A 22246-nucleotide genomic window follows, 5' to 3' on the forward strand; every position below is an offset into this window, starting at 1 on the left:
GTGGCGGGGGCCGCCGGAGCGCGGTCAGGAGGCCGCCGGCACGGTCAGCAGGTAGTCGTCGGCGTCGGCGCTCCACCGCAGGTCGACGACCCCGCTGGTGGCGGCCGCCTTGCAGAACTGGAGGAAGCTGCGATAGCCGAGCTTCTTCTCGCTGAAGTCGGGGCGCGCCCGGCGCAGCTGGTTCTTCAGCCCGGACAGGGCGACGTCGCCCCCGCCGCCGGCCAGGTCGGCGACCACGGACCGGAGCAGCCCGAAGGCCACCTCCCGGTCGCCGTGCTCGGGCAGGGACACCTCCGGGTCGCCCTTCGCCGGCCCCTCGGCCAGCTCGATCACCGTCCGCCCGGCGAGGTGGCGCAGCAGCTCGCCGAAGGTGCGGAAGCCGTAGTCGGACTCGCTGAACGTCGGGTCCTTGCGCAGCAGGGTGCGCTTGAGCGTCGAGGCGGTGACCTCCCCGCTGGAGCTGCCCTGGAGACCGGCGACGGTCTGCGCCACCAGCACGCTGAGCGTGTCGACGTCGCGGGCCGGCTCCGCGCCCACCGGCTGCGCCTCGGGCTCCGCCGCCTCCCCCGCCTCGACCTGCCCGGCCTGCTCGACCTGCCCGGCCTCCGGGCTGGGCAGCCGGGCCGGACGGCCGCGCCGGGCGCGCGCCGGCGGGACGTCGACACCCTCGAGGCGGTCGTAGTAGAGGAACTCGTCGCAGGCCGGCGGCAGCAGCGCCGAGGTGGACTTCTCCACGCCCACGCCGATGACCCGCTTGTTGAGCTCCCGCAGCTTGTGCACCAGCGGCGTGAAGTCGCTGTCGCCGGTGCAGATCACGAACGTCGAGACGTACGCCCGCTCGAAGGCCAGCTCCACGGCGTCGACGGCCATCTTGATGTCGGCCGCGTTCTTGCGCGAGGCGCCCATGCGCTGCGGCATCTCGATCAGCTCGACGTGGGAGCGGGTGAGCATCCGCCGGTCCTCGTCGAAGTAGGACCAGTCGGCGTACGCCCGGCGCACCACCACCCGCCCCCGCTCGGCGAGGGCGTCGGCGAGGGGACGCAGGTCGAAGACCATGCCGCCGAGGTGTTCGCGCGCCCCCAGCGCGAGGTTCTCGTAGTCGAGGAACAGGGCGATGCGGTCTTCGTGATCCACGCAGGCCAGCGTACGCCCGGCACCGGCCCACCCGCGGCGCACGCGCCGGACGGCGGCCGGCCCCGCCCCGCCCGAGGGCGGCACGGTTTGTCGGAGGGGGCGGCTACCGTGCCCGCATGCACCTGATCCTGATCCCCGGCTTCTGGCTCGACGGCGCGTCCTGGCGCGACGTCACGCCGGCCCTCGAAGGGGCGGGCCACCGCGTGCGGGCGCTCACCCTGCCCGGCCTCGACCCGGCCGACGCCGACCGCGCCACCGTCCGGCTGCGCGACCACGTCGCCGCGGTCGTCGCCGCCGTCGACGAGGCCGACGGGCCGGTCGTGCTCGTCGGGCACTCCGCCGGCGGGGCGATCGCGCACGCCGCCGCCGACGCGCGGCCCGGGCGGGTCGCCCGGGTCGTCCACGTGGACGCCGTGCCGTCGGGCGACGGTGACGCCCTCACCGACCGGTTGCCGGTGGTCGACGGGATGATCCCGCTGCCCGACTGGTCGGCGTTCGGCGAGGAGAGCCTGCGCGACCTCGACGACGAGCTGCGGGCGGCGTTCCGGGCCCAGGCGGTGCCGCTGCCCGCGGCGGTCGCCTACGACCCGCAGGTGCTCACCGACGAGCGCCGCTACGACGTGCCCGCCACGGTGATCACCTGCGAATACCCGGCCGCCCAGCTGCGAGAGTGGATCGACGAGGGGCACCCCTACGTGGCCGAGCTGGCCGCCGTGCGCGACGTCGACTACGTCGACCTGCCCACCGGCCACTGGCCGCAGTTCACGAGGCCGGCGGAGCTGGCGCAGGCGATCCTCGCGGCGGTCGACCGGCGGTGAGACGGCGGCCGGGCCGCGGGGCGGCGGCGCGCCGGGGCTACGCCGCCGGGGTGGGGGCCAGGCGGACGACGGTGAACACCGCCCCCGCCGGGTCGGCGAGCGCGGCCACCCGGCCGGTCGGCACGTCGCGCGGCGGCACCAGCAGCCGCCCGCCCAGCGCCTGCGCCCGCCCGGCCACGTCGTCGGGGTCGGCGACGGCGAAGTAGACCATCCAGCCGGTCGGCAGCAGGCCCGCCAACGGCGGGGGCAGCGCCAGCCGGCCGGCGACGGGCCGCCCGTCGGCCAGCAGCAGGGCATACGAGTCGTCGGGCGCGCCCGGCGGCACGCTCGCCCGCAACCCCAGGGCGTCGGCGTGGAACCGGTCGGCGGCGGCGGGGGCGGTCGTCATGTACTCGTACCAGCTCGGCCGCCCCGGGCCGGGGGCGACGACGTCGGTGCCGGCGCGCAGTCGGAAGGACCCGCCGAGCGGGTCGTGCACGTCGTCGCCGTCGACGCGCGCCCCGGCCCGGCCGGCGGCGGCCCGGACGGCGTCGACGTCGCCGGCGGCGAGCACCGTCCACCAGCGGGCCGGCCCGGTGCCCGGCTCCAGCCCGGCGGCGGGCGTCCCCCCGGCGTACGCGACGGTCGCCCCGGTCCGCCCGGCGTGCGGGCCGGACGGTGCGGCGTACGCCCAGCCGAGCAGGTCGGTGTAGAAGGCGCGGGCGGCGTCGGGGTCGGGGGTAGCGAGCGTGACGCCGCCGGGCAGCGCCGGCGCGGGGGGTGCGGTCACCTGGGTCTCCGGGGAACGGCGGGGCGGTGGTCGGGGCGCCGGGTCGGGGCGGCGGTCAGTGGTCGGGGCGGCGGGACGGGGCGTCCACGACGGCGGGACGGTCGTCGGGCTCCCGGTTGAGCAGGACGTCCAGGGGCACGGGGCGGCCCAGGTGGTAGCCCTGGCCGGCGTCGACGCCCAGCCGGCGCAGCGCGGGCACCAGCGCGTCACGGTCGACCGACTCGGCGACGGTGCGCATGCCCAGCCCGTGCGCGGCGCGCACGACCGCGTCGATGAGCACCGGGTCGGCGCCGCCCCGGTCGGCCTGCCGGACGAAGTCCCCGGCGATCTTGACGGTGCTGAACGGCAGGTGCTTGAGGTAGGCGAACGAGCCGAAGCCGGCCCCGAAGTCGTCCAGGCTCAGCCGGCAGCCGGCGTCGCGCAGCGTGCCGGCGAGGTTGCGCACGGCGGCGACGTTGGTGATCGCCGCCGTCTCCGTGACCTCCAGGCCCAGCCGGCGGGCCTCGACGCCGGCCGCGCGCAGCCGCCCCACCACCCAGTCGCCGAAGCCGGGCGACTCCAGCGACCGGGCGGAGATGTTCACGTCGAAGCGGGTCCCGGCCGCCGCGGCGGCCGGGTCGGCCAGCGCCGCCGTGGCGGTGGCCACCACCCACCGGTCCAGCTCCCGGATGAGGTCGTCGCGCTCCACCGTGGGCAGGAAGTCGCCCGGCGCCAGCTCCGGCTCCCGGCCGTCGCGCAGCCGGATCAGCAGCTCGTGGCTGACCACCTCGCCGGTCAGCAGGTCGATGATCGGTTGGGCGTCGAGGCGCATCCGGCGCTCGTCGAGGGCGTTGCGGACCCGGGCCACCACGTTGACCCGCTGCACGGCGTGCCGGTACTGCTCGGGCAGGTAGAGCCGGGCCCGGTTGCGCCCGGCGTTCTTCGCCTCGTAGAGCGCGAGGTCGGCGTGGGCGAGCGCCACGTCGCGGGTGTCGCCGGGGGCCAGCGACGCGGCCCCGATGCTCAGGGTGACCCGCAGGCCGGCGTCGACCAGCGGCACGGGGCTGCGGACGACGGCGTTGCACAGGCCCTCGGCGACGGCGAGGGCCCCGCCGGCCGTGGCCTCGGGCAGCACGACCGCGAACTCGTCGCCGCCGAGGCGGCCCAGGAGGGTGCCCGCCGGCAGGTGCCGGACGAGGAGGCGGGCCAGCACGCGCAGCACGTCGTCGCCGACGGCGTGCCCGTGCACGTCGTTGATGTCCTTGAAGTTGTCGATGTCGATCAGCAGCAGCGCGCCGCTGCGCCCGTCGCCGGAGGCGAGCAGGTGGTCGAGGCGGGCGAGCAGGGCGCGCCGGTTCGGCAGGTCGGTCAGCGGGTCGCGCTCGGCCAGCCGGGTCAGCTCGTCCTGGGCGCGCCGCATGGCCGTGATGTCGTGGGCCGTGCCCAGGACGCGTTCCGGCGCGCCGGTGGCGTCGGTGACGACCTCGCCGTAGCACTCGAAGACGCGGATCGTCGCGCGGTCGGGCAGGTACATGCGGTGGGTGTAGGCGAACGGCGACGCGGTGGCCAGCGCCGACTCCAGGGTCCGCTCGATGAGGCCGATGTCGTCGGGGTGCACGAGCTGGCGGTAGGACGGATAGTCCAACGTGGTGCCCGGCGGCAGGCCGAACATCTGCAGCAGCACGTCGGACCAGACGACCTCGCCGGTCGCCACGTGCCACTCCCAGGTGCCGACCTTGGCGAGCTGCTCGATGCGGGCCAGGCGCCACCGGTGGTTGCGGCCCCGCTCGCGTTCGCGGCGTTCGGCGCTGACGTCGCGCACCTCGTACACGCGCAGGGGTTCGCCGTCGGAGTCGACGCCGTGGCAGCACACCTGCAACCACCGGGTCGCCTGCTCGGCGGCGGGCCAGGGGACCTCGACGGCCGGGCCGCCCGGCTCCACCCGCGCCAGCGGCAGCTCGTCCGGCCGCACCCCGAGCCGGCCGGCGGCCACGTTCGACCAGAGGCAACGGCCGTCGGGGGCGAGCACCAGCAGGGCCGTGCAGGAGACGTCGGCCGCGACCGCCGCAAGAGTCATCACCTGGCGGGCACCCCATCCCTCTCCCCGGGCTCGGATCGCACGAGGGCGCCCTCGCACGAGGGACCCCGACGCATGGTCATCCGGCCGCGACGCGGAGTCTACCCACGGTCCCGGCCGCCGCGTGTCCCGCGCGCCGCCCGCCCTGGTCCGTCCGGCGCGGCCAGGTAGTCGGCGAGGTCGCGGCGCGGCCGGTACCCCTGGGCGCAGGCCCGGCCGAGGTCGAGCACCATGTCGCGGGCGAGCTGGTCGACGGCGTACCGGGTCAGCGGCGGCGGGCGGCGGGTGAGGCCCGACCACGCGGTCGCCGCCGACGCGGCGGCGTGGGCCACGCCGGCCGGCAGGTGGGCCAGCCGCGCGGGCTCGCCGACCGCGGCGAGCACCGCGCGCAGCACGGCGTCGCGCGAGTACGGCCGGGCGTCGGCGATGTTGTACGCCCCGCCCGGCCAGGCGGGGGCGGCCAGGCAGGCGTCGGCCAGGTTCTCCACGGCGGTGAGGCTGAGCCGCACGTCGGGGCCGGGCACCGGCAGCCACCCGCCCCGGCGGGCCCGCAGCAGCCGGGGCAGCAGGTGCGGGTCGCCGGGGCCGTAGACCGCCCGGGGCCGCAGCACGACCGCGCCGGCGGCGAGGGCGAGGCGCTCGCCTTCGGCCTTGGTGCGCCCGTACGCGGAGAGCTGCCCGTCGGTGGGGTGGTCCTCGGTGACCAGGGTCGCGCCCTGCGGCCGGTAGACGCTGGCGCTGCTCACCCAGACCAGGGGGCGGCCGGCGGCGGCGTCGAGCACCCGGGCCGCCCCGTCGACGTTGACGGCCCGGTAGGCGCGTTCGGCGGCCCGGCCGGGCGGCGGGTCACCGACCGCCGCGGCGAGGTGCACGACCACGTCGGCCCCGGCGAGGTCGGGGGCCGTGCGGGCGGCGTCCCACGGGACGTGCCGGCCGACCGGGCCGGGGCGGCGGCCGAGGCAGCGCACCCGGGCCCCGGCGGCCGCCGCCGCGCGGGCCACGGCGGCGCCGCAGAAGCCACTCGCCCCGGTGACCGCCACCTCGGCCCCGTGGAGGTCCACGCGCCGGCCCCGGGCGTCGGCCCCGGCGGGGCTCACGCGCCGGCCCGGATCACCAGGCGCGCCCAGCCGGGCAGCGCGGCGCGCCCGTCGGCGCGGGCCCGGGTCACGACCGGCCGGTGCGGGGCGAGCGCGGCGAGGGTGTCGGCGAGCTGCGCGCGGGCCAGCCGGGCCCCGGGGCAGGAGTGCGGGCCGGCGCCGAAGACCAGCCGCGCGGTCCGGGTCGGGGCCGGGTCGGCCGGGTCGGGCCCGGCGCGGTGTGCCCCGGCGGCGTGCCGGGCGACCAGCAGCAGCCGGTCCCCGGCCCGGATGGGGCAGCCGCCGGCGGTGCCCGCCGCCGCGGCGACCCGGGGCAGCAGCGGGCTCGGCGCGGTCACCCGCAGCAACTCGTCGACCAGGGCCTCCCGGCCGGCCGGGTCGGCGGCGGCGGCCCACAGCCGGTCGTCGGCGCACCAGGCGACCGCCCGGGGCAGGCCGGAGACGGTGGTGTTGACGGCGGCGACGGCGAGCATGCCGGCCAGGCCGGCGGCCTCCGGCGACACGCCGAGCAGGTCGGCGAGGTCGGCCACGGCGCGGCGGGCGGCGCGGGCCCGGCCGGGCGGGCGCGGGCCGGGAAGCTGGGCGGCGGCGGCCGTGGCGGCGGCGCGGCGGGCGGCGGCGGCCAGGGCGACAGGGTCGGCGTCGACGCCCAGCAGCGCCGCCGTGGTGACGCCGGCCAGTTCCGCGGCGACCGGCACCAGGTCCACCGGCTCCCCGGCGGCCAGCGGGGCGAGCCGCCGCCGCAGCACCGCCGTCCAGGCCGGGCGCAGCCGGGCCACCCCGGCGGCCCCCAGCCCGTCGTGCAGGGCGCGGCGCAGCCGCCGGTGCGCGGGGCCCTCCTGGTCGAACAGGAGCCCGTCGGCGCCGAGCCGGTGGGCGGTCCCGCCGACGGTGCCGGCGGCGGCCCGGTCCAGGGGCAGCCGGGTCAGCGCGTCGAGGTACGCCTGCGGGTCGTGCACGAGCACGGTGCGGCCCAGCCGCAGCGCCGGCCGGTGCCGGGTGGCGACGAGCAGGCCGAACAGCAGCGGATAGCGCCGCAGGTAGACGCGGCGGTCGCGGCGGCGGCCCCGGCCGGACCGCCCGGGCCCGACCGGCCGACCGGGCCCGGCGGGGGCCGCGTCGACCGGGGCCGCGTCGGCGGCGGGGCGCTCAGCCACGGCCGCCCCGCCGCGGGCTCGGGACGGGCCGGCCCGTCGCGGCGGCGGCCAGGGCGGCCGTGGCGGCCCGATCGGGCTTGCGGGACCGTCCGCTCGTCGGCACCGGGGCGATGAGCAGCGCGTCGGGGCGGGCGGCGCCCATCCGCGCGAGCACCGGGTCGAGGGCCCCGCGCAGCCGGCCGGGGTCGACGCCGGGCTCCGGCTCGACGACGGCGACGAGCCGTTCGTCGCCGTCGTCGGCGGGCACGCCGACGAGCACCGCCAGGTTGACCCCGGGCACGTGCAGGGCCGGCTCGTACAGGCCGGGGTAGATGTTCTCCGCGCCGCGCAGGATCATGTCCTTGCTGCGGCCGGCGAGGACGATGCGGTCGCCGTCGAGCCGGGCGACGTCGCCGGTGTCGACCAGGTCGTGCGGCGGCTCGCCGAGATAGCGGTGCGCCTGCCCCGGCCCGGCGAGCAGCAGCCGCCCGTCGGGCCCGACCCGGGCGTCCACCCCGGGCAGGGGCGCGCCGACGAGGTCGCCGTCGCCGGTGAAGGCGGCCTTCTCGGTCGCCTCGACGGCGGCGGCCGGGAAGAGCTCGGTGAGCGCGTACACCCCCCACGCCTGCTCGGCGCCGGCCCGGCGGGCCCGGTTGAGCAGGGTGGCGCTGACCGGCGCGGAGCCGCTGTAGAACCGGCCGGACAGCCGGGGCCGCTGCGCCAGCAGGGCGCGCAGCTGCGGCGGGGTGAGGTAGCTGGCCTGCGGGCGCAGCCGGGCCACCTGCCGGGCCAGGACCCGGGGCGAGCGGGCCGGCAGGGCCACCGGCGCGCCGCTGGCCAGGGCCGGGACGAGGACGAAGAACGTGCCGCCGAGTACCGGCGCGCCCGCGCGCGGGCGGACCAGGTCGGCGACGGCGCGCATCCCGGCGTCCAGGCCGGCACGGCGGTGCACGACCGCCCGGGGCCGGCTGGTCGTGCCCGAGGTGAAGATGATCACCGCGTCGTCGTCGGGTCCGCCCCGGTCGGGGGCCGGGCCGGGGCGGGGGCGCAGCGCCGGGGCGCAGCCGGGCAGCCGGCGGCCGACCGTACGCACCGGCCCCAGCTCGGCCAGCCGGGGCAGGGCCAGCCGCGCCCGGTCGGCCAGCGGGCGCGCCCACCCGGCGACGGCCTGCGCCGCCGCGTCGGCGACGACCAGGGCCGGGCGGGCCAGGGCCAGGCGCGCGGTGAGCACGTCCGGGCCGGCGCTGGGGTCGAGCACCGCCACCCGCAGCCCGAGCCGGTGCGCGGCGAGCAGCACCGACAGTGCCAGGGGGCCGGGGCGCACCGCCACCCCGAGGGTGTCCCCGGCGGCGAGGCCGTGGTGGTGCAGGGCGGCGGCGTACCCGTCGGCGAGGGCGGCCAGCTCGCCCCGGGTGGCCCGGGTGCGGGTGCGGCCGGTGGGGCCGGCGGCGAGCACGGCGGGCCGGTCGGGGTGGCGGCGCAGCACGGCGGCCAGTTCGTTGAGCATGGTGGGACTCGTTTCCGGGCGGGGGTGCGGTCAGCGCGGGTCCGGGGAGAGCCGGTCGCTGCCCCGGTCCAGGTACCAGGCGGCGGTCCGGCGCAGCCCGTACGCCCGCAGCCGCCGGGTGGAGTTCTCCACCACCATGGTGCGCTCGTGGACGATGGCGTCGGTGTGCCGGCGTACCCGGTTGAGGAACTCGCGGTCGGTCGGCGACGGGCGGCGGGGCATGCCCCCGGCGGCGAGGTACGCCTCGGCGGTGATCGCCATGTTGTTGCCCGCGTGCATCCGGTAGGGGGCCCGGTAGCCGGGGCCGCGGTGGGCGGGGCGCAGCCGGCCGAAGGTGGTGGCGGCGGCGACCAGGCAGCGGAACCCGGCCCGGCCCAGCGGGCCGTGCTCGTCGCGGCGGGCCTCGATCCGGCCGCACGCCATGGCCGCCCCGCCGGTGAGGGCGCGGCGGGCGGCGGCCACCCAGCCGGGGTGGGGCAGACAGTCGGCGTCGGTGCGGGCCAGCAACGTGGCGCCCTGCGCGATCGCGTGCCGGAAGCCGGTGTCGACGGCCGCGCCGACGCCCCGTTGCTCCTCGCGCAGCAGCCGGGTCGGCACCGGCGCGTGCACGGCGAACCGGCGCACCGCGTCCCGGGTGCCGTCGGTGGAGCCGTTGTCGACCACCAGCAGGGTGAAGTCCCGGTCGGTCTGCGCGGCGAGGGCGTCGAGGGTGCCGCCGACGCGGGCGACCTCGTTGTACGCGGGCACCACCACCCACAGGGCGGTCGCGCCGTCCCCCGGGCCGGTCACGACTTCTCCCAGACCATCGTCATGAGGCTGACGCCGCCGCCGAGGCCGACGAAGAGCACCCGGTCGCCGGGGCGCAGCGTGGCGTCGACGCGGGCGAGCTGCACGCCGAGGGTGGCGCTGGCCAGGTTGCCCAGCTCGCCGACGGTGATCTCCAGCTTGTCCCGGGGGACGCCGGTGACCTCGACGAACCGGTCGAGGTAGGGCAGGGTGACCTGGTGGACGAGGACCCGGGCGTAGTCGGCCCAGTCGAGGCCGGTGCGGCCCCGGACCCGGTGCAGGATGTCGCCGCCGATCTTCTCGAACACGTCGCGCAGGGCGCGGCCGTCGCCGGTGAAGTAGGTGTGTTCGTCGCCGCGGGGGTGGCGGGACCCGCCGCCGGGGATGCCGCCGACCGTCCAGTGCTCCGACCAGGTCTCGGTGTCGACGTCGACGATCCCGCCGCGCGCGACCGGCTCGACGAGGACGGCGGCCCCGGCGTCGCCGAAGGTGTAGCCGGCGAACGCGCCCCGGGCCTGGTCGAGGTCGGTGACCTGCCAGCGCATCGCCCGGGTGGGGGTCTCCCCCGTCACGACCAGGGCGCGGCGGGCGCGGCCGGCGAGGATCGCCGAGCGGGCCAGGTCGATGCCGTTGAGGAAGCTGTTGCAGGCGTTGGTGACGTCGAGGGCGTGGGCGCGGCTGCCGAGTTCGGCCTGCACGATGTGGGCCGTGGCGGGCTCGGCGACGTCGCGGGTGGCGGAGGCGAACAGCAGCAGGTCGACCTCCTCGGGTTCCCGGCCGGCGGCGGCGAGCGCCCGCCGGGCGGCGCGCACGGCGAGGGTGGAGGCATACTCTCCGTCGGCGGCGAGCCGGCGGGAGGAGATGCCGGTCATTCGCGCGAGCAGGCCGTCCGGCAGGGTCAGCCCGCTGGCCTCGGCGAGCCGCCGCTGCACCTCGGCGGTGGGGACGGCCTGCCCGGGGAGGCTGGCCCCGACGGCGGTGATGCCCACCCGCCCCCGGGCCGGGCTCAGTGGTGGTGTGGGGTCGATCATGCGTTGAGCTTGCCCAACGCACCCGGCCAGCGGATGAGTAGGGGTGCTCATGTTCGCCCGGCGGCCCCGGTGGCGCACGCTCACGGGCGCGCGGCGCGGCGGCGGATCCGCCGCCGACGACGAGCCGGCGTGACGGGAATCACGCGCCGCGGCGGCCCGGCGGGGTCGCGGGGCCGCCGCGCGGCGCGTCCCCGGCCCGCTACCTGCGGAAGGGGCCGGTGATCTCGAACGTCGTGCCGGGGGCGTAGCAGTTGACGTACATGGTCCGCCGGTCGTCGGCGAAGCAGGCCCCGGCGAACTCGCCGTACGACGGCGCGGACTCGGTGCCGAGGTTCTGCCGGTTGCGGGCGAACAGGTACGGCTCGCCGTCGACCGTGGTGCCCATCAGGTAGCTGTCCCCGTCGCCGTCCTGGCAGAGCATCAGGCCGCCGGCCGGGGTCATGCAGATGTTGTCGGGCGTCTTGTAGAGGTCCGCCTCCGGGTCGGTGCTGCGGAACACGACGACCAGCGTCAGCGTGTTGGCCGCCGGAACGTACCGCCACACCTGGCCCTGGTGGTCGGCCTGGGAGCCGTGCTCGCGCACCGCGAAGGAGGAGACGAAGTAGGCCGCGCCGTCGGCGCCCCACCACGCGCCCTCCAGCTTCTGCGCGTGGGTCACGCCGCCGGGGCCGTAGTCCTGCAATCGCACGGGCACGCTCGTGGCGAGGGGGTCCGGCACGTCGAGCCACTCGACGCCGCCGAAGACGGCCCCGGGCTCTCCAACGGTGGACAGGTCGGCGACGCCGGGCACCCGCATCACCTGGAGCCGCCCGCCGGCCCGCAGGCTGCCGTGGCCGCCGAGCGGCCGGCGGGGCAGGAAGCGGTAGAAGCAGCCGAACTTCTCGCCGTAGGCGTCCTCGGTCTCGTACACGACGCCGGTGCGGGGGTCGACGCAGATCGCCTCGTGCGCGAAGCGGCCCATGGCCGTGAGTGGCGTCGGGTCCACGTTGCGGTCGGTGCGCCACGGGTCGACCTCGAAGATGAAGCCGTGGTCCTTCTCATGGCCGTCCTCGCCCCGGCGGATCTCCGTCTCCTCACAGGTCAGCCACGTCCGCCAGGGGGTCACCCCGCCCGCGCAGTTGGTGGAGGTGCCACCCAGGCTGATCTGTTCGGCCACCCCGCGGGGCCCGACGACCAGCGTCGTGGTCCCGCCGACGGCGACGGGGTCGTAGGTCAGCTCGGCGGGCGCGACCACCGGCGCGAAAGCGCCCACCCGGTTCTCGTGGTTGCGGACGAGCCGGACGTCCCGGCCGGGGCCGGCGAACGCGGCCATGCCGTCGAAACTGCTGGGCGCGACGCCGGCCGGCGCGGTGCCACGCTCCCGGGAGAGGACCCGGTAACGGAATCCGCGGGGCAGGTCCAGCAGCCCGGCCGGGTCGGACACGAGCGCGCCGTATCCGCCCCCGTGGCCCGCGAGCGCGGGAGCCGCCGTGAAGAGCGCGTCAATTGTGCCCGAGAGCGCGACACCCGCGCCCATGATTCCTGTTTGCGCGAGGAAACTTCGCCGGTCGAGACCCAAGACAGCTCCTTAGTGCGAGAAGGCGAGCAATCGTAACCGCTCAATACCGTGGCTGTCGTTGCGCGTTACCCGTACATCGTCCGCGCCGATGCCCCTATTTGTTTTCCGGACCCCCTGTCCCGGCGCGCCGGCGGGCGTCCGGCGCGTACCCCGCGCTGCTACGGTGCGGGCGTCGCGGCCCCGGAGCGGACGGGCCGGCGCACGGGGAGGGACGGGGCCGGGATGCCGCTGCGCGTCGTCACGTACAACATCTGGGGCGTCGGGACGCCCCACCGGTACTGGCGCGACCGGGCCGTCCTGCGCGGGGCCCGGGCGGGCAGCCCGGCCCTCGCGGAGGCCGACGAGCCCCGGGTGTGGCGGCGGCGGGCCGCGCTGTTGACCCGGGCGCTGGCCGACGCCGACGCCGACCTGGTCGCCCTCCAGGAGGTGCCCGCGCCGGCCGGGTCGGGCGGCGGGCGGGCGCGGGAGCTGGCCGACGCGCTGCCCGGGCGGTGGGAGGTGGCCCACTCCGAACCCGGTCCGACGCCCGGCCTGGCCGTGCTCAGCCGCGGGCCCGTCGACTCGTGCCGGGTCTTCCCCGTGCCCGGCTTCGGCGGCTTCGGCGGGCACCCGGACGTGCTGGAGGTGTCGACGCCCGCCGTCACGGTCTGGGTGACGCACCTGCCGGTCGGGCCCGACGAGGCGAAGGAGGCGTGCCTGCGGGGCCTGGAGGCGGCGGCCGCCGCGGCCCCGCCGGAGCGCCCGCTGCTGGTCTGCGGCGACCTGAACTGCCCGGCGGACGGCGCGCTGATGGGCCGGCTGCGCGACCGGGGCGCGCTGGTCGACGCCTGGGCGGCCGCAGGCGGCCCACCGGCCGCGCTGACCATGCCCGTGCCGACGCCGACCTGGCGGCTCGACCACGTCCTCGTGCGGGCCACCGACCCGGTCCGCGCGACCCGCCCGGCGCTGCTCGGCACCGCCTGCGACGACAGCGGCCAGTATCCCTCGGACCATTTCGGGGTGGCGCTGTCGCTCGACCTCGGCGCGCCCGCGCCGGGTCCTTCCGATCTCGCCTCGCATTGACCGACGACAAAGCAAGTGGGCCGTCGACACGCGCGGCGGAAACGGTGTCAGGGGTCGCCACCGATCGGCAACGCTGGTACGTTGACCGCGATCCACGCCGATGCCCGATCGTGACACCGCCGGCCGGAAGGAGCAGGAGTTGTCTCATGGTGGCGTGTCCGTTGCCGTCATGACGCATCCGTCCCGGCGGCACCTTGCGGAGGACCTCGCGCGACGGCTGGCTCCCTACCCGGTCGAGGTCGTCGTCGACCCGGAGCCCGACGGCCCGCCGCGGACGCTGCGCACCGCCAGCGCGGCGTGGGCCGCCGTCGGGCCCGGCTGCACCCACCACCTCGTGTTGCAGGACGATGCGGTGGTGCCCCCCGGCTTCCTGGAGCACGCCTTCCGGGCCGTGCAGGCCCGGCCGGACGGCGCGGTCGCCCTGCACAGCGACTGGGGGTCGCGCAACGGCGCCGCCGTCCGGATGGCCGCGCTGCTGGGCGCGCGCTGGGTGCGCGCCGTCTGCGACTACGTGCCGACCATCGCGCTGGCCCTGCCGGCCACGGCGGCCAAGGGGCTCGTCGACTACATGGCGGCGCAGGATCCGGACGAGGCCGACGACGTCGCCGTGGCCCACTTCGCGCGGGAGGTGGGGCTGCCCGTCCACCTCGCGGTGCCGAACCTGGCGGCGCACCACGACGTGCCGAGCGTGGTCGGCAACAACGACCGGGGCCGCCGCGAGGCGTCCTGCTACGTGGGCGAGCCGCCGCCGGGCTGGTCGCCCGATCCGGCGCGCACGCTCGACGGGTTCGACTGCCTGCCCTACTTCAAGCACGGCGAGCCGCGCATCGTGGTCGAGAACGACAGGCCCACCAACAACTGGAGCCCGGTGCCGCTGGAGGCCGCCGTCGACCGGTTCGGCGTCGACGTGCCGGCGCTGCGCGGGCGCTACGCCCGTGACGTGGCGGACCCGCAGCCCTGGCTGGCCGACCTCGCGGCCCGCGTGCCGGCCGACCAGCTCTGGTCGCTGTGGGTGACGGCGTGCCTGATGGGCCTGGCCCGCACGCGGGTGGAGCCGTTCCGGTCGCAGTGGGACTCGTGGGGCCGGCCGGTCGAGCCGGTGCTGCGCGAACGGGTCCTGGCCACGCTCGCCCTCGGCGGGATGTTCCCCCGGGTGACGCACCCCGAGGTGGAGCGGCTCGGCACGGCGCCGGCGCGGCTGGCCGCGCTGGGGCTGGCCGCCGGCGACGCCTGGGGGCGTGACTGACCGCCGGTCGCCCACGCCCCCTGTCGTCCGTCAGATCGGAGCACAGCGCCATGGCCCCCACGGCCGCACTGGTCGAGGCCACCGGCCTCGTCAAGGAGTTCCGCCGCCCACGCAAGGCGCCGGGCCTGGCCGGCGCGCTCCGGCACCTGGTCACCCGGCGGTTCGACGTCCACCGCGCCGTCGACGGCATCGACCTGCGCGTCGACGAGGGCGAGTCCGTGGCGTACGTCGGCCCGAACGGCGCGGGCAAGTCGACCACCGTGAAGCTGCTGACGGGCATCCTGGTGCCCACCGCCGGCGAGGTGCGCGTCGCCGGGGTCGTGCCGCACCGGGACCGGGTCGCCAACGCGCGCAACGTGGGGGTGGTCTTCGGCCAGCGCACGCAACTGTGGTGGGACCTGCCGGTGCAGGACACGTTCGAGCTGCTGCGCGACATGTACCGCATCCCGGCGGCCGACTACCGCCGGTCGATGGACCGGCTCTGCGAGGTGCTGGAGCTCGGCCCGCTGCTGCCGGTGCTGGCCCGCAAGCTGTCGCTCGGGCAGCGGATGCGGGCGGACCTCGCCGCCGCGCTGCTGCACGAGCCGCGCATCGTCTACCTCGACGAGCCGACCATCGGGCTGGACGTCCCGGTCAAGGACCGGGTGCGCGCCTTCCTGCGGCAGCTCGTCGCCGACGGCACGACCGTCCTGCTGACCACGCACGACGTGGGCGACATCGAGGAGGTGTGCCGGCGCATCGTCGTCGTCGACGAGGGGCGGATCCGGCACGACGGCCCGGTCGACGTCCTGCGCGACACCCTGGCGGGCCACTCGACGGTGCGCTTCCAACTGGCCGCGCCCGCGCCGCTGGAGCTGATCCGGGAGCGCCTGCCTGACGCCGAGGTGGACACCGGGGCCGGCGAGCGCGACCTGGTGGTCCGCTTCGACCGGACGCTGCGCCCGGCGGGGGCGGTCGCGGCCGCCGTGATGGCGCTGGTGGAGGTGCGGGACCTGCGCATCGACGACGAGGGGGTCGCCGACCTGATCCGCCGGCTGCACGAGCGCGACTCCCCGGCCGCCCTGACCGGCGCCGGCTGATGCGGCCCTACCGGGCCATGGCGCGGATCGCCTGGCGCAACGCCCTGGCCTACCGGGTGCCGTTCCTGATGAGCCTGTCCATGCTGGTGTTCAACCTGGTCGCCATGTTCGCGCTGTGGCGGGCGCTGCTGGGCGACGGCAACTCGCTGGCCGGCTTCACCTGGCCGCAGATGAAGGCGTACCTGCTGGTGTCGTTCTTCACCAACTGCCTGGTCTCGACGTTCACCGACTTCGCGATGGCCTCGCGGATCCGCAGCGGGGCGGTGGCCGTCGACCTGGTCAAGCCGGTGGACTACCAGAAGGGCCGGTTCGCCGAGGCGCTGGGCTTCGCGCTGCTGGAGACGGCGGCGGCGGCGACCGTGTGCGCCGTGGTCCTGGTGGCCTTCGGCGGGGTGCCGCTGCCGCCGCCGGGGCGGCTCGCGCTGTTCGTGGCGAGCCTCGCCGCCGTGGTGCCGCTGAAGTTCCTCATCGTCTACATGTGCGGCCTGCTCTGCTTCTGGACGCAGAACTACCTGGGCATCAGCCTGGCCCGGGTGGCGGTCTCCGGGATCCTGTCCGGGGCCACGGTGCCGCTGGCGTTCTTCCCGGCGTGGCTGCGGCACGTCGCCGAGGTGCTGCCGTTCCAGGCCGTCACCAACACCCCGGCGATGCTGTTCCTGGGCCGCTCCCCCGGGTTGCCGGGCGTGCTGGCGGTGGCGGTGCAGCTGCTGTGGATCGTCGCGCTGTGGTGGCTGGCCCGGCGGCTGTGGCACGTCGCGGTCCGCCGGCTCACCGTGCACGGGGGCTGAGCCGGTGCACACCCTGCGCGTCTACCGGCGCTGCCTCGGCGCGCACCTGCGGGCCACCCTGGAATACCAGGCCGACTTCTGGATCCTGGTGGTCGCCGCCGTGCTGACCCAGGGCGCGGGCCTGCTGCTCATCGCGACGATCTTCGCCCGGGTCCCCCGCATCCACGGCTGGGGGGTGTGGGAGGTCGTGTTGATCTTCGGGATGATGGTGCTCGCCCAGGGGGCCAGCGAGCTGCTCGCCGAGGGCACGTGGGGGCTGGCGGGTCTGATCAACCGCGGCGAGCTGGACCGGATGCTGCTGCGGCCGTACCCGTGCCTGTTGCAGGTGTGCAGCAGCCGGGTGGGCATGAACGCGTTCGGCAACCTGACCGTCGGCGGCGGGCTGCTCGTCTCCGCGCTGGCGCACCTGGACGTGGCGTGGACGCCGGGGCGGGTGGCGCTCGCGGCGGTGCTGCTGCCGAGCGCGCTGCTGATCAAGGTGTCGCTGACCGTGGTGGCCAACTCCACGTCGTTCTGGCTGCGGGGGGCGATCAACACCTTCGCCGCCGGCCTGGACCAGCTCGGTGAGCTGACGAAATATCCGCTGAGCATCTACTCGGTGGGGTTGCAGGCGGTGCTGGCGACCGCCCTGCCGTTCGCGTTCATCGGCTTCTTCCCGGTGTCGGCGTTCCTCGACCACGGGCGGCTGGCGTGGGTGGGCCTGCTGACGCCGGTGGTGGCGGCCTGGTGCGTGCTGCTCGCCGTCGCCGTGTTCCGCCGGGGCCTGCGCCGCTACGAGAGCGCCGGGAACTGAGACGCCCGGGGGCCGTCGAACGCGTCGAGCGCGTCGAGGGTGAGGGTGGCCTCGCCGGCCCGCGCGCGGATCGCCGCGATCGCCTCGTCGACCGTCAGGTCGCCGTTGTCCAGCCAGAGGCCGACGCCGGCCAGCTCCCCGGCCATCTCGTCGGCCAGGTGCAGCCAGCCGTGCAGGACCGTCTTGTGTGGGCGGAGCTCGTCGCGCGCCGCCGCGACGGCCAGGTCGGGGCGGAGCATCACGAAGCCCAGCGGCGCGGGGCGCAGCAGCTCCAGGTAGCGCCGCAGCCGCTGCCGGGACGTCACCACGTAGTCGAGGACGACCAGGAAGTCGGCGGCGAGGAACGAGCGCGCCAGCAGGCACTGGTTGCCGACGTTGAGCAGGATCTGCCGCTCGGCCTCCTCGTCGTGCTGCGGCTGCGGCGGCCGGCTGCCGGCGACGATGAGCCGTTGCAGCGCGTCGCCCTCGACGTGCACGCCCCGGGGCACGGAGCGGGCCAGCGCGCGGGCGGTCGTCGACTTGCCGGCCCCCGGCACGCCGGTGACCATCCAGACCCGGGGCCCGGCCTCATCCCCCGGCACCGGCCATGACCTCCTCGCGCACGTCGCGCAGCAGCCGCAGGGCGCGGGTCAGGTCGCCCGGGTCGGCGGAGAGGGCGGCGAGCGCCGCCTCGACGCCGCCGCGGAACCCGGCCGGGGTGGTCGGGAAGGTCGCCGCCTCCGCCACCGCGCCCTTCTCGTTGACCAGGTAGCGGCCGGCGGTGGCGAAGAGCACCTGGGTGAGGCAGGCGACGGCCCGGTAGGCGCAGCCGGTGACGTACGCGACGTCGCCCCGGCCGGCGGCGGTGACCGCCGTGTCGAGGGCGAACTGCGACTCCCAGCCGAACTGCCCGACGAGGGCCTTCGCCAGCGGCTCGGGGTAGGGGTCGGTGAGCTCGCGCAGCTGCGCGAGCACGCCCTGCGGGTCGTGGAACGCGACGTTGTGGTGCAGCTCCCCGGCGTAGATCACGGTGCAGAACCCGTGCGGGTGGCCGGGCTGGTAGTGGATCTCGGGCCGCCCGGCGGCGCACGCCCGCACGACGGCGCGGACGCGGTCGACCTCCCGCAGCAGGACGTCGGTCTTCACCCCGTCGACGACGAGCCAGCCGCCGCCGTTGATCCACGGCCCCCACTCGCCGTAGTCGGTGCACCCGGCGTCGCCGCTGTCGTCGATGCGGGCGAAGGCGGCGCTCAGCTCCCGGACGTCGGGCCGGCCGTCGCGGTGGTAGTAGACGCCGACGTCCACGTCGGACCTGCGGTCGGCGGTGCCCCGGGCGCGGGATCCGCCGAGGGCGAGGCCCGCGATGCCGGGCAGCCCCGAGAGCGCGTCACGGACCTTGGTGAGGATCGCGTCCTGTTCGGCGTCGCCCACGGGCCGCCACCCTTTCTGTACCGTCACCGGCCGCGTGCCAACGTAGCACATCCCGGGCGCGCGCCCGGCCGTCCTCAGGGGCCGGCAATAGGGGTTTCCAGTCGTTCTCCGCGTGTCGTATAAGGGCCTCGCATCGGCACTGGGAAATCAATTCTGGACCGGTCGAAGACATTGACGTACGCTGCGGTCTGACGACACGGTGGCCTCGCCATGACATCGAGGACGATCGAAGGCCACGACCGAACCACGAACCATTGCGGGGGCTCTCATGATTCGGCCTTTGCCGTGACGGATGCGCAACGCCGGGCGCTCGCCGAGAAACTGCGTCGCCACGCGGCGGCGGCCGGCCGGCCGGTGCGGTCCTTCCTGCGCCGGCCGTACCCCACCGCGTTCCCGTCCACGGCGCGGCTGCGCCGCTGGCGGCACCGCGGTCACGCCCGGCTGGCCCACGGCCGCACGTTCTGGGGCGACCGGCTGCGGGTGCGGCTGCCCGACGAGATCTCCATCGCGATCCGCCGGCACGGCTTCATCGAGTACGAGCTGAGCGCCTTCCTGCTGCGCCACCTGCGCACCGGGGCGACGTTCCTCGACGTCGGCGCCCACCTCGGCTACTTCACGGTGCTGGCGGCGCGCTGCGTCGGCGGGTCCGGCCGGGTGGTGTCGTTCGAGCCCACGCCCGGGACGTACGCGCTGCTGGCGCAGAACGTGGCCGGCCTCGGCAACGTCACGGCGGTGCCGGCGGCGGTCTGGTCGTCGCCGGGGAAGGTGTCGCTGACCGACCACGGCGTCGGCTACAGCCCCTACAACTCGGCCTACCGCTCCCGGCTGCCCGCGGCGGTCCGGCAGCGGGTGGCCACCACCGTGCACGAGGTCGCCGCGGTCGCCCTCGACGAGTTCGTCGCGGCGCGGGCGCTGACCCCCGACGTGGTGAAGATCGACGCCGAGAGCGCCGAGAAGAACGTCCTGGAGGGCATGGGCCGCCTGCTGGGCACGGTGCGCCCGGTGGTCTCGCTGGAGGTCGGCGACCTCGACGTGCCGGGCGCGCCGCGCAGCGCGGAACTCGTCGAGTTCATGGTCGGCCACGACTACCGGGCCTACGAGCTGTCCGACGGAATGCCGCGACCGCATCGACCGAGGTCATCGTATGAATACGACAACCTCGTCTTCGTCGCCGCCGAGAAAGGACACCTGCTCGATGTATGACGTCGTCGTTCGGTCCGGCACGGTCGTGGACGGCACCGGAGACGCCGCCCGGACCGGTGACGTCGCCATTTCCGACGGCCGGATCGTGGCGGTCGGCAGGGTTTCCGGCCGGGGCCGGCGCGAGATCGACGCGGACGGGTGCATCGTCACTCCCGGATTCGTCGACATCCATACGCACTTCGACGGCCAGGTGACCTGGGACCCGTTGTTGACGCCGTCCTGCTGGCACGGCGTGACCACGGTGGTGATGGGCAACTGCGGCGTCGGTTTCGCCCCGGTGACCGAGCCCAACCGGGAGTGGCTGATCGGCCTGATGGAGGGCGTCGAGGACATCCCCGGCGCGTCGCTGTCCGAGGGCATCCGGTGGGCGTGGGAGAGCTTCCCGGAATACCTGGAGGCGGTCGCCGGCCTGTCCCGGGTGATGGACGTCGGCGCCCAGGTGCCGCACGGCGCCGTCCGGGCGTACGTGATGGGCGAGCGGGGCGCCGCCAACGAGCCGGCCACGCCGGATGACATCGCCGCGATGACGGCCATCGTCCGGGAGGCGATGCACGCCGGGGCGCTCGGGTTCTCCACCTCCCGCACGACCACCCACCTGGCGATCAGCGGCGAGCCGGTGCCCGGCACGTTCGCGGCCGAGGACGAGTTGTTCGCCCTCGGCGGGGTGCTCGGCGAGCTGGGCACCGGCGTGTTCCAGCTGGTGCCCGCCGGGGCCGGCGGCGAGCCGATGGAGGACCAGTTCCGCGAGGTCAAGTGGATGCGGCGGCTCTCCGCGCAGGTCGGCCGGCCGATCACGTTCGGCCTGTTCCAGAACGACCACGAGCCGCACCTGTGGCGGGAGATCGTCGACATGGCCCGCCGGGCCAACGAGACCGAGGGCGCGCAGCTGCGCCCGCAGATCGCCGGGCGGCCGTTCAGCGTCATCGTGGGCCTGGAGAGCACCCACCCGTTCAAGCGCCGCCCCACCTACCAGGAGCAGCTGGCGCACCTGCCGCTGGCCGAGCGGGTGGCCCGGATGCGCGACCCCGAGATCCGGCGACGGATCTTGGCCGAGGCCCCGGCCAGCGTCAACCCCCGGGCGCACCTCTTCCCGGAGGACTACGGGAAGTACTTCCCGTTCGGCCGGCAGCCCGACTACGAGCCCGGCCGTGAGGACAGCGTGGCCGCCATCGCGGCCCGCGCGGGCCGCGACTGCGAGGAGGTCATGTACGACCTGCTCGTCGCCGGGGACGGCACGCAGACCTTCCTGCGGCCGCTGCTCGGCTACAGCGAGTTCAGCCTCGACCCGATCCACCAGATGCTCCGCGAACCGCACTGCGTGGTCGGGCTCAGCGACGCCGGCGCGCACTGCCGGCTGATCTGCGACGCGAGCACCCCGACGTCGCAGCTCACCCACTGGGCCCGGGACCGCTCGCGCGGCGAACGGCTCGGGCTGGAGTTCGTCGTGCACAAGCAGACCTGGCAGACGGCCGCCCTGTACGGGCTGCGCGACCGGGGGCTGCTGCGGCCCGGGTTCAAGGCCGACGTCAACGTCATCGACTTCGACAACCTCGCGCTGCGGCCCCCGCAGTTCGTGCACGACCTGCCGGCCGGCGGCGGCCGGCTGATCCAGCGGGCCGACGGCTACCGGGCCACGCTGGTCTCCGGCGAGGTGACGTTCGTCGACGGCGAGCACACCGGCGCGCAGCCGGGCCGGCTGGTCCGGGGCGCGCGCGACACCGCCGGGGCGCGGCCGTGAGCCGGGCGCGGCGGCTGCGGGTGGGCCTCGTCGGGTGCGGCCAGATCGGCCGGATGTACGCCGGGCACCTGGCCGCGTCCGACGACGTGGCGCTGACCTGCCACGACGTGCGCGCCGGGCAGGCGGCGGCGCTGGCGGCGCAGGTCGACGGCGAGGCGTGCGACGACGTCGAGCGGCTCCTCGACGGCGCGGAGGCGGTGGTGGTGACCTCCTCGACGGAGAGCCACGACGCGCTGGTCGCGCTGGCGCTGGAACGCAAGCTGCCCACGTTCTGCGAGAAGCCGCTGACGCTGGACCTGCACCGGACCCGGGAGCTGGGCCTCGCCGCCGACCACGGCGGCACCCCGCTGTGGATCGGCTTCCAGCGCCACTTCGACGCCGGGTTCAGCGCGCTGCGCGACCGGATCGCCGACGGCGGCCTCGGCACCGTCTACACGGTGCGAATGTTCTCCCACGACGCCGCCTGGCCGCCGCTGGAACGCCTCGCCGCCTCGGGCAGCATCTTCCGCGACCTGATGCTGCACGACTTCGACATGGTGCGGTGGCTCACCGGCCGGGAGGTCAGCGGCGTCGCCGCGATCGGGGACGTGCTGGCCGTGCCCGAGCTGGCCGAGCTGCACGACTACGACGCGGTGGCGGCGACGCTGGGCGTCGAGGGCGGCGGGGTCGCCGTGCTCACGGCGGGACGGCACAGCCCGCTCGGCTACGACGTCCGCATCGAGGTGCTCGGCTCGCGGGACTGCCTGACCGTGGGGCTCGACGAGCGGACCCCGATGCGGCAGGTCACCGAGCAGGGCCCCGACCGGCACGCCCGCCACCGCGACTACCGGGACCGCTTCGCCGCCGCGTACCGCGCCCAGATCGACGCGTTCGTCGCCGCCGCCCGGGGCGCCGAACCGGATCACCGGGCGGGCACCTGGCGCGACTCGTACGCGGCGCTGGCGCTGGCCATGGCGGCGGAGCGGTCCGTACGCACCCGGTCCTTCGAACCGCCGGTCGAGGCGACGCCGTAACGCGCGGCCCGCCGGGCTCCGG

General features: G+C 76.4%; 20 protein-coding genes. 9 read left to right on the forward strand and 11 right to left on the reverse strand.

From position 1 onward, the window contains the following. Positions 1 to 24: 24 nt before the first annotated feature. Positions 25 to 1134: a PIN domain-containing protein gene (locus HDA31_RS16270; protein WP_178064551.1), complete on the reverse strand. Its 1110-nt coding sequence runs from the start codon at positions 1132 to 1134 to the stop codon at positions 25 to 27. A 116-nt stretch (positions 1135 to 1250) separates the two neighbouring features. Here HDA31_RS16270 and HDA31_RS16275 point away from each other — a divergent pair, with 116 nt between their 5' ends. Next, positions 1251 to 1952: an alpha/beta fold hydrolase gene (locus HDA31_RS16275; RefSeq protein ID WP_178064550.1), complete on the forward strand. Its 702-nt coding sequence runs from the start codon at positions 1251 to 1253 to the stop codon at positions 1950 to 1952. Positions 1953 to 1989: 37 nt separating this feature from the next. On the opposite strand, the gene HDA31_RS16280 is transcribed toward HDA31_RS16275, so the two are convergent. From HDA31_RS16280 to HDA31_RS16315, 8 genes are all read right to left on the reverse strand, one after another. Next, entirely contained in the window at positions 1990 to 2721 is a 732-nt protein-coding gene (locus HDA31_RS16280) for a VOC family protein (protein WP_178064549.1), read from the reverse strand. A gap of 55 nt (positions 2722 to 2776) precedes the next feature. Further along, positions 2777 to 4777, reverse strand: a complete 2001-nt coding sequence (locus HDA31_RS16285; protein ID WP_246384673.1) for a putative bifunctional diguanylate cyclase/phosphodiesterase — start codon at positions 4775 to 4777, stop codon at positions 2777 to 2779. A 101-nt stretch (positions 4778 to 4878) separates the two neighbouring features. Further along, a complete protein-coding gene (locus tag HDA31_RS16290; protein WP_246384595.1) occupies positions 4879 to 5838 on the reverse strand; it encodes an NAD-dependent epimerase/dehydratase family protein in 960 nt (319 codons plus the stop codon). Positions 5839 to 5870: 32 nt separating this feature from the next. Continuing rightward, positions 5871 to 7031 (reverse strand): cytochrome P450, encoded by a 1161-nt coding sequence (locus tag HDA31_RS16295; protein ID WP_246384594.1) that lies wholly within the window; start codon positions 7029 to 7031, stop codon positions 5871 to 5873. Continuing rightward, entirely contained in the window at positions 7024 to 8517 is a 1494-nt protein-coding gene (locus HDA31_RS16300) for a class I adenylate-forming enzyme family protein (protein WP_178064547.1), read from the reverse strand. Before HDA31_RS16300 ends, HDA31_RS16295 begins: the two co-directional genes overlap by 8 nt. A gap of 30 nt (positions 8518 to 8547) precedes the next feature. Further along, positions 8548 to 9306 (reverse strand): glycosyltransferase family A protein, encoded by a 759-nt coding sequence (locus tag HDA31_RS16305; RefSeq protein WP_219825050.1) that lies wholly within the window; start codon positions 9304 to 9306, stop codon positions 8548 to 8550. Further along, on the reverse strand, positions 9303 to 10334 hold the full coding sequence (locus tag HDA31_RS16310) for a 3-oxoacyl-ACP synthase III family protein (RefSeq protein WP_178064546.1): 1032 nt from the start codon (positions 10332 to 10334) through the stop codon (positions 9303 to 9305). The genes HDA31_RS16305 and HDA31_RS16310 overlap by 4 nt, the downstream gene beginning before the upstream one ends. Before the next feature lie 199 nt (positions 10335 to 10533). Next, complete coding sequence (locus tag HDA31_RS16315; RefSeq protein WP_178064545.1) at positions 10534 to 11850, reverse strand: alkaline phosphatase PhoX; 1317 nt, start codon at positions 11848 to 11850, stop codon at positions 10534 to 10536. Between the two features lie 264 nt (positions 11851 to 12114). On the opposite strand from HDA31_RS16315, the gene HDA31_RS16320 reads away from it, so the two are divergent. The 5 genes from HDA31_RS16320 (at position 12115) to HDA31_RS16340 (ending at position 16860) form a co-directional block, all read left to right on the forward strand. Then, positions 12115 to 12954: an endonuclease/exonuclease/phosphatase family protein gene (locus HDA31_RS16320; RefSeq protein ID WP_178064544.1), complete on the forward strand. Its 840-nt coding sequence runs from the start codon at positions 12115 to 12117 to the stop codon at positions 12952 to 12954. Between the two features lie 169 nt (positions 12955 to 13123). Then, positions 13124 to 14200 (forward strand): hypothetical protein, encoded by a 1077-nt coding sequence (locus HDA31_RS16325; protein WP_178064543.1) that lies wholly within the window; start codon positions 13124 to 13126, stop codon positions 14198 to 14200. 50 nt (positions 14201 to 14250) lie between these two features. Next, positions 14251 to 15279, forward strand: coding sequence for an ABC transporter ATP-binding protein (locus HDA31_RS16330; RefSeq protein WP_178064542.1), 1029 nt, complete (start codon positions 14251 to 14253; stop codon positions 15277 to 15279). Then, positions 15279 to 16067 carry an ABC transporter permease gene (locus HDA31_RS16335; RefSeq protein WP_178064541.1) on the forward strand — a complete coding sequence of 263 codons (789 nt, stop codon included), beginning with the start codon at positions 15279 to 15281 and terminating at the stop codon, positions 16065 to 16067. Before HDA31_RS16330 ends, HDA31_RS16335 begins: the two co-directional genes overlap by 1 nt. Positions 16068 to 16071: 4 nt before the next feature. Further along, on the forward strand, positions 16072 to 16860 hold the full coding sequence (locus tag HDA31_RS16340; protein ID WP_178064540.1) for an ABC transporter permease: 789 nt from the start codon (positions 16072 to 16074) through the stop codon (positions 16858 to 16860). Here the strand turns inward: HDA31_RS16340 and HDA31_RS16345 are convergent. Together HDA31_RS16345 and HDA31_RS16350 are read right to left on the reverse strand one after the other, a co-directional pair. Further along, positions 16839 to 17441 carry an AAA family ATPase gene (locus tag HDA31_RS16345; RefSeq protein WP_178064539.1) on the reverse strand — a complete coding sequence of 201 codons (603 nt, stop codon included), beginning with the start codon at positions 17439 to 17441 and terminating at the stop codon, positions 16839 to 16841. The genes HDA31_RS16340 and HDA31_RS16345 overlap by 22 nt on opposite strands. After that, a complete protein-coding gene (locus tag HDA31_RS16350; protein WP_178064538.1) occupies positions 17428 to 18270 on the reverse strand; it encodes a nucleotidyltransferase domain-containing protein in 843 nt (280 codons plus the stop codon). Before HDA31_RS16350 ends, HDA31_RS16345 begins: the two co-directional genes overlap by 14 nt. Positions 18271 to 18555: 285 nt before the next feature. Here HDA31_RS16350 and HDA31_RS16355 point away from each other — a divergent pair, with 285 nt between their 5' ends. From HDA31_RS16355 to HDA31_RS16365, 3 genes are read left to right on the forward strand one after another with little or no spacing between them, the layout of a single operon-like run. Further along, positions 18556 to 19473, forward strand: a complete 918-nt coding sequence (locus tag HDA31_RS16355; protein WP_246384593.1) for an FkbM family methyltransferase — start codon at positions 18556 to 18558, stop codon at positions 19471 to 19473. After that, positions 19466 to 21211, forward strand: coding sequence for an N-acyl-D-amino-acid deacylase family protein (locus tag HDA31_RS16360; RefSeq protein ID WP_178064537.1), 1746 nt, complete (start codon positions 19466 to 19468; stop codon positions 21209 to 21211). The genes HDA31_RS16355 and HDA31_RS16360 overlap by 8 nt, the downstream gene beginning before the upstream one ends. Beyond that, positions 21208 to 22224, forward strand: coding sequence for a Gfo/Idh/MocA family protein (locus tag HDA31_RS16365; protein ID WP_219825048.1), 1017 nt, complete (start codon positions 21208 to 21210; stop codon positions 22222 to 22224). The genes HDA31_RS16360 and HDA31_RS16365 overlap by 4 nt, the downstream gene beginning before the upstream one ends. The last annotated feature ends 22 nt before the right edge of the window (positions 22225 to 22246 follow it).

It is taken from the genome of Micromonospora carbonacea, assembly GCF_014205165.1.
GTDB classification, from domain to species: domain Bacteria; phylum Actinomycetota; class Actinomycetes; order Mycobacteriales; family Micromonosporaceae; genus Micromonospora; species Micromonospora carbonacea.

What these genes read in the sequence shown, in the direction of transcription:
- HDA31_RS16320 (WP_178064544.1), top strand. Translation starts at nt 12,115, where the DNA reads ATGCCGCTGCGCGTCGTCACGTACAACATCTGGGGCGTCGGGACGCCC.
- HDA31_RS16310 (WP_178064546.1), bottom strand. Translation starts at nt 10,334, where the DNA reads ATGATCGACCCCACACCACCACTGAGCCCGGCCCGGGGGCGGGTGGGC.
- HDA31_RS16285 (WP_246384673.1), bottom strand. Translation starts at nt 4,777, where the DNA reads ATGACTCTTGCGGCGGTCGCGGCCGACGTCTCCTGCACGGCCCTGCTG.
- HDA31_RS16315 (WP_178064545.1), bottom strand. Translation starts at nt 11,850, where the DNA reads ATGGGCGCGGGTGTCGCGCTCTCGGGCACAATTGACGCGCTCTTCACG.
- HDA31_RS16335 (WP_178064541.1), top strand. Translation starts at nt 15,279, where the DNA reads ATGCGGCCCTACCGGGCCATGGCGCGGATCGCCTGGCGCAACGCCCTG.
- HDA31_RS16325 (WP_178064543.1), top strand. Translation starts at nt 13,124, where the DNA reads ATGACGCATCCGTCCCGGCGGCACCTTGCGGAGGACCTCGCGCGACGG.
- HDA31_RS16360 (WP_178064537.1), top strand. Translation starts at nt 19,466, where the DNA reads ATGTATGACGTCGTCGTTCGGTCCGGCACGGTCGTGGACGGCACCGGA.
- HDA31_RS16330 (WP_178064542.1), top strand. Translation starts at nt 14,251, where the DNA reads ATGGCCCCCACGGCCGCACTGGTCGAGGCCACCGGCCTCGTCAAGGAG.
- HDA31_RS16275 (WP_178064550.1), top strand. Translation starts at nt 1,251, where the DNA reads ATGCACCTGATCCTGATCCCCGGCTTCTGGCTCGACGGCGCGTCCTGG.
- HDA31_RS16300 (WP_178064547.1), bottom strand. Translation starts at nt 8,517, where the DNA reads ATGCTCAACGAACTGGCCGCCGTGCTGCGCCGCCACCCCGACCGGCCC.